This is a genomic window from Bacillus sp. LJBS17 (assembly GCF_019334685.1).
GTDB lineage: Bacteria > Bacillota > Bacilli > Bacillales > Bacillaceae > Bacillus > Bacillus subtilis.
Window position 1 is genome coordinate 3,484,775 of the sequence record NZ_CP079759.1, and the last position, 14,341, is coordinate 3,499,115.

At 44.5% G+C, this 14,341-nt stretch carries 13 protein-coding genes; 6 read left to right on the plus strand and 7 right to left on the minus strand.

All coding sequences use genetic code 11. The features are described from left to right. Positions 1-2 precede the first annotated feature (2 nt). From KXZ66_RS18095 to KXZ66_RS18105, 3 genes are all read right to left on the minus strand, one after another. Positions 3-1,823, minus strand: coding sequence for a polysaccharide biosynthesis protein (locus KXZ66_RS18095; RefSeq protein ID WP_219144680.1), 1,821 nt, complete (start codon positions 1,821-1,823; stop codon positions 3-5). Positions 1,824-2,057: 234 nt separating this feature from the next. Next, a complete protein-coding gene (epsB, locus tag KXZ66_RS18100; protein WP_021480653.1) occupies positions 2,058-2,741 on the minus strand; it encodes a protein tyrosine kinase EpsB in 684 nt (227 codons plus the stop codon). Positions 2,742-2,746: 5 nt separating this feature from the next. Continuing rightward, complete coding sequence (locus KXZ66_RS18105) at positions 2,747-3,451, minus strand: YveK family protein (RefSeq protein WP_021480654.1); 705 nt, start codon at positions 3,449-3,451, stop codon at positions 2,747-2,749. A gap of 245 nt (positions 3,452-3,696) precedes the next feature. On the opposite strand from KXZ66_RS18105, the gene slrR reads away from it, so the two are divergent. The 3 genes from slrR (at position 3,697) to KXZ66_RS18120 (ending at position 5,894) form a co-directional block, all read left to right on the plus strand. Next, complete coding sequence (slrR, locus tag KXZ66_RS18110) at positions 3,697-4,155, plus strand: HTH-type transcriptional regulator SlrR (RefSeq protein ID WP_014478046.1); 459 nt, start codon at positions 3,697-3,699, stop codon at positions 4,153-4,155. Positions 4,156-4,230: 75 nt separating this feature from the next. Further along, positions 4,231-5,700, plus strand: a complete 1,470-nt coding sequence (pnbA, locus tag KXZ66_RS18115; protein WP_219144681.1) for a para-nitrobenzyl esterase — start codon at positions 4,231-4,233, stop codon at positions 5,698-5,700. A gap of 2 nt (positions 5,701-5,702) precedes the next feature. After that, positions 5,703-5,894: a hypothetical protein gene (locus KXZ66_RS18120; RefSeq protein WP_021480656.1), complete on the plus strand. Its 192-nt coding sequence runs from the start codon at positions 5,703-5,705 to the stop codon at positions 5,892-5,894. A gap of 26 nt (positions 5,895-5,920) precedes the next feature. Here KXZ66_RS18120 and padC read toward each other — a convergent pair whose 3' ends face one another. The 4 genes from padC to KXZ66_RS18140 form a co-directional block, all read right to left on the minus strand. Further along, positions 5,921-6,406: a phenolic acid decarboxylase gene (gene padC / locus KXZ66_RS18125; RefSeq protein ID WP_015384708.1), complete on the minus strand. Its 486-nt coding sequence runs from the start codon at positions 6,404-6,406 to the stop codon at positions 5,921-5,923. Positions 6,407-6,428: 22 nt separating this feature from the next. Continuing rightward, positions 6,429-6,884: a DUF3237 domain-containing protein gene (locus tag KXZ66_RS18130; protein ID WP_033883464.1), complete on the minus strand. Its 456-nt coding sequence runs from the start codon at positions 6,882-6,884 to the stop codon at positions 6,429-6,431. 130 nt (positions 6,885-7,014) lie between these two features. Further along, entirely contained in the window at positions 7,015-7,698 is a 684-nt protein-coding gene (racX, locus tag KXZ66_RS18135) for a broad specificity amino-acid racemase RacX (RefSeq protein ID WP_088327018.1), read from the minus strand. Positions 7,699-7,713: 15 nt separating this feature from the next. Next, a complete protein-coding gene (locus tag KXZ66_RS18140) occupies positions 7,714-9,069 on the minus strand; it encodes a serine hydrolase (protein WP_088327020.1) in 1,356 nt (451 codons plus the stop codon). Between the two features lie 538 nt (positions 9,070-9,607). Between KXZ66_RS18140 and sacB the strand changes: the two genes are divergently transcribed. The 3 genes from sacB (at position 9,608) to aspP (ending at position 14,323) form a co-directional block, all read left to right on the plus strand. Next, positions 9,608-11,029, plus strand: a complete 1,422-nt coding sequence (gene sacB / locus KXZ66_RS18145; RefSeq protein WP_001022105.1) for a levansucrase — start codon at positions 9,608-9,610, stop codon at positions 11,027-11,029. A gap of 73 nt (positions 11,030-11,102) precedes the next feature. After that, entirely contained in the window at positions 11,103-12,653 is a 1,551-nt protein-coding gene (gene levB / locus KXZ66_RS18150; RefSeq protein WP_088327021.1) for a 2,6-beta-fructan 6-levanbiohydrolase, read from the plus strand. Between the two features lie 107 nt (positions 12,654-12,760). Beyond that, positions 12,761-14,323 carry an aspartate/proton symporter AspP gene (gene aspP / locus KXZ66_RS18155; RefSeq protein ID WP_003228228.1) on the plus strand — a complete coding sequence of 521 codons (1,563 nt, stop codon included), beginning with the start codon at positions 12,761-12,763 and terminating at the stop codon, positions 14,321-14,323. Positions 14,324-14,341 lie beyond the last annotated feature (18 nt).

Sequence of the window (14,341 nt, forward strand, 5' to 3'; positions counted from 1 at the left end):
CCCTAATGAACACTGGCAGCCGTCATTTTGTCTGATGTATTGATTGCCGCAAACAGCCTCGCTCTCAGGTCGGCCTCCGACAGCTCATGAAAATCCTCGATAAAGCGCATCAACACCGGCCAATCACCGTCCACCGCTTTACCGATGTGAATTTTCGGAAAGATTTGTTCAGCATGGACTTCATTTTTGTTCAGTAATTCTTCATACATTTTTTCGCCCAGACGAATGCCTGTGAATTCGATTGGAACCTGCTCTGTCGTGTAGCCGGACAAATGAATGAGGTTTTTGGCAAGATCTACAATCTTTACGGGCTCTCCCATATCGAGAACAAAAATCTGACGCCCTTTCGCCAGTGCCCCAGCCTGAATCACAAGCCTTGATGCCTCGGGAATCGTCATGAAATAGCGGGTCATTGCCGGATGTGTTACTGTCACCGGGCCGCCTTTTTCAATCTGTTTTTTGAAAATCGGAATGACGCTGCCTCGGCTCCCGAGTACATTGCCGAAGCGAACAGCGACAAATTTGGTTCTGCTGACTTTCCCAAGATTCATAATAATCATCTCTGCGAATCGTTTTGTCGCCCCCATTACGTTGGCTGGGTTCACCGCTTTGTCCGATGAAATCAGCACGAATGTCTCTGTTCCCGACATATCGGCTGCTTCCGCGACATTTTTTGTTCCGATAATATTGTTTTTGACCGCCTCTTCAGGATTATGTTCCATTAAAGGCACATGCTTATGGGCAGCTGCATGATAGACAACATGCGGCTCGTATTTTTTCATCAATGTAAACATTTTATCGCGGTCCTGCACATCAGCGATTTCCGTATGGAACACAATGTGTTTGCCGAATCGTCCGTTCAGCTCTGTATAAATTGAATGAATGCTGTTTTCCCCATGGCCGAGCAGAATAATTTCCTTAGGCTGAAACGCGCTGATCTGCCGGCAGATTTCTGAGCCGATTGATCCGCCCGCTCCCGTGACGAGAACTGTTTTTCCTTTGATGCGATTCGAAATTTCGCTAGTGTCGAGGGTTACCGGCTTTCTGCCGAGCAAGTCCTCAGCTTTTACATCTCTAATTTGTCCGGCAGTTCGTGTGCCAAGCAGCATTTCATCAAAATGAGGCATAATTTTAATGCTTACTCCGGTTCGCACACATTCTTTATATAACACCTGAAGCTCATGGGTGCGGAGTGAAGGAATGGCAATAATAATAAAATTAATTTTGAGCTTTTGCACCGCAGGCATGATACTTTCTTTTCCGCCGATTACGGGCAGCCCCATAATTTCTAATTTATGCTTCGTTTGGTCGTCATCAATAAAAGCGACGGGTATGATATCTGGTTCATCTTTCGAAAGCAGCTGCCTGACCATCAGAGTCCCACCTGAGCCCGCCCCGATAATCAGCGCGCGGGACGAGGCGCAGCGTTTTTTCCTGATGCTTTCGTTTAATACTCTGGATAAAATACGGGTCCCTCCAATAGACAAAAGCTGAAGCACCCAGCACGCGGTTAACAGTCGGAAGAACATCGTGTGATACACAGCATACTGAATGACGCCGGTCACAGCGGCTGAAAGCGTAATGCCCTTAAGCAGGACAATCAGCTCGCCGAGTCCGGTGTATGTCCACACCTGTTTATACTGATTGAACAGGAAAGCACACACATGATAGCTGAGGAGCAAGCTGACAGCGGTAAGCAGTAATGCTCCGGAGTCATAAAATTGATAGGAATCTTTTAAAAATTGATATCCTGCAATAACTGAATTTAAAACGAGGTAAGTATCCAGCGCAATAATCATTGACAGTCTTCTCCGGTAACTCAACCTTTTCCCCCCTAATTCTTTTATCGGTTTAGCTGCGGCGGTTTTCGTCTCTCCAAAAAATCGGCAGCAGCTAAACCGACAATACGTCCTATGTATATATCAGATAAGTGGGCATTTAACCCATCCTCACGCCCCGCCAGCGACGACCAGCATCTAAGGCAGCAACTTCAGCTGCCCACAGCAGAGCCGAGTGCCTCCATTGATACAGGTCAGGAGACATCACCTTTACAAAAACTAGTAGGAATAGTGTTCCGATTTTTTCATTTTCTTTTTGTTTAAAAGAGCGCCTAACAGCTTCGCATTGGATTGTTCCAGTGCATCTTTTGCTTTCAGAACGGTATCGGTTTTTGTTTTTCCGCTTAAAACGACGAGCACGCTGCCGTCTGTTTGATTTGCTAGAATCTGAGCATCTGCAACAGCCAAAAGCGGAGGGGAATCAAAGATGACGAGGCTGAATTGTTCATAGATCTCAGATATTAAATCTCCCATTGCTTTTGAAGACAGCAGTTCTGCCGGGTTTGGCGGGGTCGGCCCGCTTGTCAGTACATATAAGTTATCGATCGGCGTCTTTTGCACCGTCTCACTGAGTGAAGCATTACCGACCAGCACATTTGTCAGCCCGGTTACATTATCAACCTGAAACGTCTGATTGATGGTCGGCTTTCTTAAATCGGCATCCACCAGCAGTACTTTCTTTTCCTGCTGCTGCGCAAAGACAGCCGCAAGATTCGCTGCACTGAACGATTTACCTTCACCAGGCACAGAGGAGGTGACGAGGATAGATCGCAAGCTGGTCTGGACAGATGAGAACTCAATGTTTGTCCGAATGGTGCGATATTGTTCCGCAACAACTGATTTATTGTGTAAAACAGATATTTGAGCCAAACCTCGCCTTGCTTTCTTTTTTCTAAAGATCACTCGCTTCACTCCCCGAAATGTTTTATCCCGCGATTCCGCCCTTTGTGGACATCAGGAACGGAGCCTAAGCATGGCAATCCGGTTCTCTCGCTGAGCTGCCGTGCGCTTTTGCACGTATCATCGAGAAAATGCAGAAAAAATGCCAGTGTAATGCCGCCCATGACAGCAGCGCCAAAAGCCATGACCATATTTCGCAGCCTGGCCGGCTTGATCATCGGGCTTTCAGAAGCCTTCGCCTCTGATAATATATGTACGCCTTGTACATTCATTCTTTCATCTACTTCTTTTTCAAACTTGTTCACTAACGTGTTCGCAATCTCAGCCGCTTTCGCCGGATCGTGATCCTGGACGGCAACGTTGATAATTTCTGATTCATTTTCACTGCTGGTGATTACTTTTCCTTTCAGCGAGGAAGCCGATTCAGATAGGTGCAATTCCGCCTTAACTTCTTCCATCAAGGCAGTGCTTTTCATAATCGATTGGAACGTGCTGCTATACTGAAGATTTCGCTGGATGTCACTGAGATTCGAGTTTTCTTCACCGTCTGATTCATGAACCAGCACCTGTGTCGACGCCTGGTAGGTCGGTGAAATGACCTTAAATTGCACAAAACCCATCATAAGGGTGACGCCGATTGTGATGAGCAGAATCAGCACGAATCTGTGTCTGACAATCGCATATAATTCTTTGAAACTCATATTCTCATTCATGTATTCATAGCCTTCAGCCTTCCCGCGGCTGGCTTCCCGCGCCCCTTTCTGTTAATGATTGGATTATAAAAGAAAACGTTATTATTTAAAAATTGCAAAATAAGCCAATAAGTTCTCTTTAGAGAACAAAATCATGATTTTCCTCTAATTTACTGCACTTCCCTTATTATTTTAAATTTTATAAAGAACGAAAAATTCCTTATAATGAACGAAATAACGACAGGAATAGAGGAGAATTTCACATTATGATTGGAAGAATTATCCGTTTGTACCGTAAAAGAAAAGGCTATTCTATTAATCAGCTGGCTGTTGAGTCAGGTGTATCCAAATCCTATTTAAGCAAGATTGAAAGAGGCGTTCACACGAATCCGTCCGTTCAATTTTTAAAAAAGGTTTCTGCCACACTGGAAGTTGAATTAACAGAATTATTTGACGCAGAAACAATGATGTATGAAAAAATCAGCGGCGGTGAAGAAGAATGGCGCGTACATTTAGTGCAAGCCGTACAAGCCGGGATGGAAAAGGAAGAATTGTTCACTTTTACGAACAGACTCAAGAAAGAACAGCCTGAAACTGCCTCTTACCGCAACCGCAAACTGACGGAATCCAATATAGAAGAATGGAAAGCGCTGATGGCTGAGGCAAGAGAAATCGGCTTGTCTGTCCATGAAGTCAAATCCTTTTTAAAAACAATGGGAAGATGATGATCGATTAAAGGGCTAACGTTCGCATCTATAGGGGAAATCTGTTTATAATGGGGGAAAAAGGGAGAGAACACAATGACTCATCAAATAGTAACGACTCAATACGGCAAAGTAAAAGGCACCACGGAAAACGGTGTACATAAGTGGAAAGGCATCCCCTATGCCAAGCCGCCTGTCGGACAATGGCGTTTTAAAGCACCTGAGCCGCATGAAGTGTGGGAAGATGTGCTTGATGCCACAGCGTACGGCCCTATTTGCCCGCAGCCGTCTGATTTGCTGTCACTGTCGTATACAGAGCTGCCCCGCCAGTCCGAGGATTGCTTGTATGTCAATGTATTTGCGCCTGACACTCCAAGTCAAAATCTTCCTGTCATGGTGTGGATTCACGGAGGCGCTTTTTATCTAGGAGCGGGCAGTGAGCCATTGTATGACGGATCAAAACTTGCGGCACAGGGAGAAGTCATTGTCGTTACATTGAACTATCGGCTGGGGCCGTTTGGCTTTTTGCACTTGTCTTCGTTTGATGAGGCGTATTCCGATAACCTTGGGCTTTTAGACCAAGCCGCCGCGCTGAAATGGGTGCGGGAGAATATTTCAGCGTTTGGCGGTGATCCCGATAACGTAACAGTATTTGGAGAATCCGCCGGCGGCATGAGCATTGCCGCGCTGCTTGCTATGCCTGCGGCAAAAGGCCTGTTCCAGAAAGCAATCATGGAAAGCGGCGCTTCTCGAACGATGACGAAAGAACAAGCGGCGAGCACCTCGGCAGCCTTTTTACAGGTCCTTGGGATTAACGAGGGCCAACTGGATAAATTGCATACGGTTTCTGCGGAAGATTTGCTAAAAGCGGCTGATCAGCTTCGGATTGCAGAAAAAGAAAATATCTTTCAGCTGTTCTTCCAGCCCGCCCTTGATCCGAAAACGCTGCCTGAAGAACCAGAAAAAGCGATCGCAGAAGGGGCTGCTTCCGGTATTCCGCTATTAATTGGAACAACCCGTGATGAAGGATATTTATTTTTCACCCCGGATTCAGACGTTCATTCTCAGGAAACGCTTGATGCAGCGCTCGAGTATTTACTAGGGAAGCCGCTGGCAGAGAAAGTTGCCGATTTGTATCCGCGTTCTCTGGAAAGCCAAATTCATATGATGACTGATTTATTATTTTGGCGCCCTGCCGTCGCCTATGCATCCGCACAGTCTCATTACGCCCCTGTCTGGATGTACAGGTTCGATTGGCACCCGAAGAAGCCGCCGTACAATAAAGCGTTTCACGCATTAGAGCTTCCTTTTGTCTTTGGAAATCTGGACGGATTGGAACGAATGGCAAAAGCGGAGATTACGGATGAGGTGAAACAGCTTTCTCACACGATACAATCAGCGTGGATCACGTTCGCTAAAACAGGAAACCCAAGCACCGAAGCTGTGAATTGGCCTGCGTATCATGAAGAAACGAGAGAGACGCTGATTTTAGACTCAGAGATTACGATCGAAAACGATCCCGAATCTGAAAAAAGGCAGAAGCTATTCCCTTCAAAAGGAGAATAAATATGGGGAAAACAGGATACATTGGTGCTGCCATTGTTGTGGCAGCTTGTATCATTATTTTGTCGGCCGTGGTATGTTTACGGGACACAGTCTATTACCAGCCTATGTTCTGGACTGGCATCATACTGTTTTTCGCGGGAATTGTGATGGTTCCCGCATACTCAGCAAAAAGAAAACCCGGAAAAGAGAAGTAATTCTCTTTTCCGGGTTTTTATGTTTATTATAATTTTCCCGCGCGAATATCGTCTGTCATTCCCTCATAAGGAGCCTTCGAAATCACTTCTTCGTTGTCGACTCCTTCATTTTTCAGAAATGTAATTTCCGCAAATTCAGGTACAACGTATTTTGGATACGTTTCATATTTTTCGCGGGATTCTTCCATCAAATCAATGTGGTCATTTTGGTAGCAAACCGTAATTTCAGGATGTTCATGCACCCATTTCGGGAAGAAAATAATGCCGTGCATGCGTTTTTCATTTGGCATAAAGTTTAATGAAACATCCGTGCCAGTCGGCTCTGTCCAAGACACTTTATATACGCCTTCTGTCAGTTTGACAATATTCACTTCCTGATCCCGAACCCAGCGTCCGGCAACCATTCCGCTATGAATTCTATAATCAATTGTATGGTCGTTTTTAATATAAATCTCGTATTCCCAGCCGTTTTCATACGTATAAATCATGTGGCTTCCGATAAAGTTTTCCATTTTTCACACTCTCCTTAGTCTTTTACTGCACTTCATAAATGTCTAGTCGAACGTAATCAGGGGTTCTTTCTGCGGAACCGATAAACAAGCGGTCATGGAGCCATTGATAGGCTTCACTGCCTGTTTCAAACGTCGGTACCGTACGGAAATAAACATGCTCCGGATCAATAATTTCCCCGGCTGCCGCTTGTTTTCGAAACGGCTCGCTGACTTGCCGTATTCCATTGTTTTCAATGTAAATCAGTTCATGATCTGCTGTTTCGATCACATACCTGGCAGATAAATCGGTTCTGCCGTCAGCGCGAATCATTTGCGAATCGGCACCGCTCGGCAAAATACGTCCCTTTACTTCCCCGGTTATTGTTCCCGAACGAATCGGAATGAATCGTCTCAGTCCCAGGCCTGTCTCACCAATCGTGATAGGCGGATCAACCTTGATTTCTAAAGAGGCGAATGGTTTTAAAACCGGCTTCTTCACGAGAACCACCTCACCTTCAGAAAAAATCATGTAACTATTTACATGTTTAATTTAACACTATTGCAGTTAACTGTCAAACAATAGGAACATAAAAAAACAAGGACTGTTTGAAGACAGTCCTTGTCTGAAGCTAGCTTTGATATGCAAGATATGTGCTGACAGTGCTTTTTGCAAGACAGGCAGAGGAATCTATAATCGGAATCTCACTTTGAATATGATCTAACACCGCATTTAAATCCGTGCAGGCTGAAATGATGATGTCTGCATGCTGACTGATTTCTTCATATAGCGTCTGCCACAATGCTTGTGTATGCTCCATATGATTAGGCTGTTTGATTGCGGCGATAAGCTGGTTCACAACCTGCTGCCAATGGTCCTTGTGAACAACTTCTTGTCCATTTGCCTTCAGAACTTTTTGGTAGATGGCGGATTGGATGGTTGGCTCTGTTCCTAAAACCACCGCTTTTTTTGCAGGATGCGGAATCTCTTTTATCGTTTCCTCAACGATATGCAACATAGGAACCGACAATGCCTGCTGAATCTCTTCATAGTAGATATGCGCCGTATTACAAGGCAGCGCAATGAAATCCACGCCTGTTTTCTCGAGCTTTACCGCTCCGTCGATAATCGCTTTTTTCATCTCGTCATGGTCAATTGGACGATCTGCATAGAAGGGCGTCGGGCATGAATAGATCATCATGTGCGGGTAGTCAATATCGTTTGAAGCCCCATACAGCTTCTGACAGTAATCAATCACCTTATCAATAAACGGCGAGGTCGATTTCGGCCCCATTCCGGCTAATATTCCGATCATCAAATTCATTCCTTTCTAATTTGTACGGACCGCTTCTTCTTCTGAGCCATCCTCATAGAGGATAAAGCTTTTCGCAGCATCCCCGCCTAACATAAACTCGACTTCAACAGACAATGCTCGCAGAAAGAAACGGGTTTCCGAGGAAGGGAATAACTCCAGTCTCAGCTGTCCGGTGATCTCCAAATAAAGCCGTTCATTCTCGGCTGTCACCTGTGCAGCCGTTCCATCCTGCAACAGGTAGCTGCCAACATAGCGGCTGTATATCGCCGTATCAATTGCTTTTTTCTTTTTATCAGCAGGACGTTCCGGGACCTCATATGGCTGGCCAAATAGAATATGTTCCGCCGCCTTCAGAATCGCTTGTTCATATTCAGTATCCTCTTCCTTATTACTCAAATAGATCAGTGTTTTACGATGATCGATATATCGGATCATCAACGTCGAATAGCCGGGCCATCCTCCGCTGTGGCTGACAATCCGCCCTTTTTCAGGACTATTTTGCAGTACCCAGCCAAAGCCATAATCAATTGTTTCTCCATTGTTGAGGCGCACTGGAGAAAACGCAGATTCCTTAGAAGCCTTGCTGATGAAATCGTCCTGATATAAAGCCTGATCAAATCGAAACAAATCGCTTGTGACAGAGTTCACCGTCCCATCTCCCTGTATGCCATCGAGATACACAACATAGTTCGTTTCCTCCAGCTCATCAGGGAGGACGTATGTTTCGGAATGTACATCATACACATATCCATATGCATAATGATCAATTCGCTCAGGCGAAAGCCTCCTGTTATACACTCTTGTTTCATTCATGCCGATCGGTGAAAAAATACTTGTTTTCTTAAAATCCGCATAGCTCATGCCAGATGCTTTTTCAATGATAAATGCCAGCAGCACATACCCCGTATTGCTGTACATCCAGCCTTCATTCGGTTCAAAATAACCAGATAGCCCCTCATTCATCAGCATATCGACAATATCCTGATTCACCGCAATCTTGTGTGAATCCCAATTGGCAAAAAACCATCCCATATAATCAGGAAGCCCTGACGTATGGTTCAATAAATGCCGAATCGTTACGCCCTGATACGGAAAACCGGGCAGCCAGCGATCCACTTTATCTTCATAGCCAAGAATCCCCTTCTCCTCCAGCAAGATGATTCCCAATGCTGTAAAAGGCTTTGACAAAGACGCTAACTCAAACAAAGAGTTGGTTTGCAACGGGCGTTTTTCCGTCATTTCCGCATAACCAAAAGAGTGATGATATAAAATATCGCCACCCTCCGCAGCCAGAACCGCCCCGTTAAACTGATGTTTTTCGCCTAATGTCTCAAATAACGTCTGAAGATGCTTTCTTTTATTCTGCTTCATTCCTCCACCTCCCATATCTCTGTACGTTACTAACCTACTAACGTTTCAAATATTTTGAAAAACCCTTCAGTTAGAGATCCTTTTTAACCCATCACATATACCTGCCGTTCACTACTATTTAGTGAAATGAGATATTATGATATTTTCTGAATTATGATTAAAAAGGCAACTTTATGCCCATGCAACAGAAGCTATAAAAAATACAGAGAATGAAAAGAAACAGATAGATTTTTTAGTTCTTTAGGCCCGTAGACCGTAAATACTTTTATGATTTTCTATCAAACAAAAGAGGAAAATAGACCAGTTGCAATCCAAACGAGAGTCTAATAGAATGAGGTCGAAAAGTAAATCGAGCGGGTTTGTTACTGATAAAGCAGGCAAGACCTAAAATGTGTAAAGGGCAAAGTGTATACTTTGGCGTCACCCCTTACATATTTTAGGTCTTTTTTTATTGTGCGTAACTAACTTGCCATCTTCAAACAGGAGGGCTGGAAGAAGCAGACCGCTAACACAGTACATAAAAAAGGAGACATGAACGATGAACATCAAAAAGTTTGCAAAACAAGCAACAGTATTAACCTTTACTACCGCACTGCTGGCAGGAGGCGCAACTCAAGCGTTTGCGAAAGAAACGAACCAAAAGCCATATAAGGAAACATACGGCATTTCCCATATTACACGCCATGATATGCTGCAAATCCCTGAACAGCAAAAAAATGAAAAATATCAAGTGCCTGAATTCGATTCGTCCACAATTAAAAATATCTCTTCTGCAAAAGGCCTGGACGTTTGGGACAGCTGGCCATTACAAAACGCTGACGGCACTGTCGCAAACTATCACGGCTACCACATCGTCTTTGCATTAGCCGGAGATCCTAAAAATGCGGATGACACATCGATTTACATGTTCTATCAAAAAGTCGGCGAAACTTCTATTGACAGCTGGAAAAACGCTGGCCGCGTCTTTAAAGACAGCGACAAATTCGATGCAAATGATTCTATCCTAAAAGACCAAACGCAAGAATGGTCAGGTTCAGCCACATTTACATCTGACGGAAAAATCCGTTTATTCTACACTGATTTCTCCGGTAAACATTACGGCAAACAAACACTGACAACTGCACAGGTTAACGTATCAGCATCAGACAGCTCTCTGAACATCAACGGTGTAGAGGATTATAAATCAATCTTTGACGGTGACGGCAAAACGTATCAAAATGTACAGCAGTTCATCGATGAAGGCAACTACAGCTCAGGCGACAACCATACGCTGAGAGATCCTCACTACGTAGAAGATAAAGGCCACAAATACTTAGTATTTGAAGCAAACACTGGAACTGAAGATGGCTACCAAGGCGAAGAATCTTTATTTAACAAAGCATACTATGGCAAAAGCACATCATTCTTCCGTCAAGAAAGTCAAAAGCTTCTGCAAAGTGATAAAAAGCGCACTGCTGAATTAGCAAACGGCGCACTCGGCATGATCGAGCTAAATGATGACTACACACTGAAAAAAGTGATGAAACCGCTGATTGCATCTAACACAGTAACAGATGAAATTGAACGCGCGAACGTCTTTAAAATGAACGGCAAATGGTACCTGTTCACTGACTCCCGCGGATCAAAAATGACGATTGACGGCATTACGTCTAACGATATTTACATGCTTGGCTATGTTTCTAATTCTTTAACTGGCCCATACAAGCCGCTGAACAAAACTGGCCTTGTGTTAAAAATGGATCTTGATCCTAACGATGTAACCTTTACTTACTCACACTTCGCTGTACCTCAAGCGAAAGGAAACAATGTCGTGATTACAAGCTATATGACAAACAGAGGATTCTACGCAGACAAACAATCAACGTTTGCGCCAAGCTTCCTGCTGAACATCAAAGGCAAGAAAACATCTGTTGTCAAAGACAGCATCCTTGAACAAGGACAATTAACAGTTAACAAATAAAAACGCAAAAGAAAATGCCGATATCCTATTGGCATTTTCTTTTATTTCTTATCAACATAAAGGTGAATCCCATATGAACTATATAAAAGCAGGCAAATGGCTAACCGTATTCCTAACCTTTTTAGGAATATTGCTGTTTATCGACTTATTTCCAAAAGAAGGACATGACCAAAAAACAAAATCAAAACAGAAGCCGGACTACCGGGCGGCATATCATTTTACGACGCCGGATAAATGGAAAAATGACCCTCAAAAACCGATCTATTTTGATGGCAAGTATCATTATTTCTATCTATATAACCGGGATTACCCAAAAGGCAACGGCACAGAATGGCGCCATGCCGTCTCAGAGGATTTGGTGCACTGGACCGATGAAGGCGTGGCGATTCCGAAATATACAAACCCGGACGGTGACATTTGGACCGGTTCCGTCGTGGTTGATAAAGAGAACACAGCCGGCTTTGGGAAAAATGCGCTTGTCGCGATTGTGACACAGCCCTCAGCCAAAGACAAAAAACAGGAACAATATTTGTGGTACAGCACAGATAAGGGAAAATCATTCAAATTCTACAGTGGCAACCCCGTTATGCCTAATCCGGGTACAGACGATTTCAGAGATCCGAAAGTCATATGGGATGACCAAGATAACAAATGGGTCATGGTCATGGCTGAAGGATCAAAAATCGGCTTTTATGAATCCGATAATCTTAAGGACTGGCATTACACAAGCGGATTCTTCCCAGAACAGGCGGGAATGGTGGAATGCCCCGACCTCTACATCATGCGGGCAAGCGACGGAACGAATAAGTGGGTTCTCGGTGCCAGCGCGAATGGCAAACCGTGGGGCAAACCAAATACGTACGCCTACTGGACCGGAAGCTTCGACGGAAAAGAATTCAAAGCGGATCAGACTGAAGCCCAATGGCTTGACTATGGCTTCGACTGGTATGGCGGTGTGACGTTCGAAGACAGCAAAAGCACAGATCCATTAGAAAAGCGGTATGCGCTTGCCTGGATGAACAATTGGGATTATGCCAACAACACCCCGACAATGAAGAACGGCTTTAACGGCACAGATTCTGTCATACGCGAACTCCGGCTGAAGGAGCAGGATGGAACATACAGCCTCGTCTCACAGCCGATTGAAGCTTTGGAGCAGCTGACTGTTTCAACTGACGAAATAGAGGATCAGGATGTGAACGGATCAAAAACATTGTCGATAACAGGTGATACGTACCAGCTTGATACGGATCTTTCTTGGTCAGAGCTAAAGAATGCAGGCGTCAGGCTCAGAGAATCAGAAGACCAAAAACGCCATATTGATGTCGGTATTTTCGCTGAAGGCGGCTATGCTTATGTCAATAGAGCAGCCACAAATCAACCTGACAAAAGCAATACCTATGTCGAAAGCAAAGCTCCTTATGATGTAAACAAACGTAAGGTGCATTTGAAAATACTTGTCGATAAAACAACGATAGAAGTATTTGTTGGCGACGGGAAAACCGTTTTTTCAAATGAAGTCTTCCCAAAACCTGAAGATAAAGGAATTACCCTTTATTCTGACGGCGGCACAGCCTCCTTCAAAAATATAACAGTGAAACACTTTGATTCGATTCATGAATAAAAACAGGGGCGGCGCAGGCTGCCCCTGTTTTTTTATTAGGAGCGGTATTCTCTGTTACATATTGGGCATTGTAAGAAATATAAGGCTGGTTTCAAAGGAGGAAGCGAATGTCTAAACAAGGAAATTTTCAAAAATCAATGTCGCTGTTTGATCTGATTTTGATTGGGATGGGAGCCATCTTTGGATCAGCGTGGCTGTTCGCTGTCAGTAATGTCGCTTCAAAAGCAGGGCCCTCCGGCGCTTTTTCCTGGATCCTCGGAGGAGCCATTATTTTGTTAATCGGGCTCGTATATGCAGAGCTCGGAGCCGCTCTGCCCCGTACCGGAGGCATCATTCGATACCCCGTTTATTCACATGGCCACCTTGTCGGCTACTTAATTTCGTTTGTCACGATTGTCGCTTATACAAGCTTGATTTCAATTGAAGTGACAGCTGTGCGCCAGTATGTGGCCTATTGGTTTCCCGGCCTGACCATTAAAGGGTCTGATTCGCCGACCATTTCCGGCTGGATCTTGCAATTTGCCCTATTATGCTTGTTTTTCCTGCTGAATTATTGGAGCGTCAAAACCTTCGCTAAGGCGAATTTCATCATATCGATTTTTAAATATATTGTGCCGATTACCATCATTATTGTGCTGATCTTTCATTTTCAGCCGGAGAATTTATCCGTTCAAGGATTTGCACCGTTTGGATTTACAGGTATTCAGGCTGCCATCTCGACAGGCGGCGTCATGTTTGCGTATCTCGGCCTGCATCCGATTGTATCTGTAGCAGGCGAAGTCCAAAATCCAAAACGCAATATCCCGATCGCTTTAATCATTTGCATCATCGTTTCAACCATCATTTATACAGTTTTGCAGGTCACCTTTATTGGTGCAATCCCGACAGAAACACTGAAACATGGCTGGCCGGCAATTGGCCGGGAGTTCTCATTGCCGTTTAAGGATATTGCGGTCATGCTCGGGTTAGGCTGGCTTGCAACGCTTGTCATTTTAGACGCCATTCTGTCTCCTGGTGGAAACGGGAATATCTTTATGAATACGACATCCCGCCTTGTTTACGCCTGGGCGCGTAACGGCACATTATTTGGCATATTCTCAAAGGTCAATAAAGATACGGGGACACCCCGCGCTTCGCTTTGGCTTTCGTTTGCCCTGTCCATTTTCTGGACACTTCCCTTTCCTTCGTGGAACGCGCTCGTCAATGTCTGTTCAGTCGCGCTCATTCTTTCATATGCGATTGCACCCATTTCTTCAGCTGCGCTGAGGGTCAACGCGAAGGACTTAAACAGGCCGTTTTATTTAAAGGGAATGAGCATTATCGGGCCGCTTTCCTTTATATTTACAGCGTTTATCGTGTACTGGTCAGGATGGAAAACAGTCTCCTGGCTGCTCGGTTCACAACTCGTGATGTTTTTGATCTATCTCTGTTTCAGCAAATATACGCCTAAAGAAGATGTCAGCCTCGCTCAGCAGCTGAAATCAGCCTGGTGGCTTATCGGGTTTTATATTATGATGCTGATCTTTTCCTACATCGGTTCTTTCGGACATGGTTTAGGGATTATCAGCAATCCCGTCGACCTCATTTTAGTCGCGATCGGCTCACTTGCGATTTATTACTGGGCAAAGTATACCGGGCTCCCAAAAGCCGCCATTGATTATGATAAATAAAGAAGCAAGAGGTTTTCT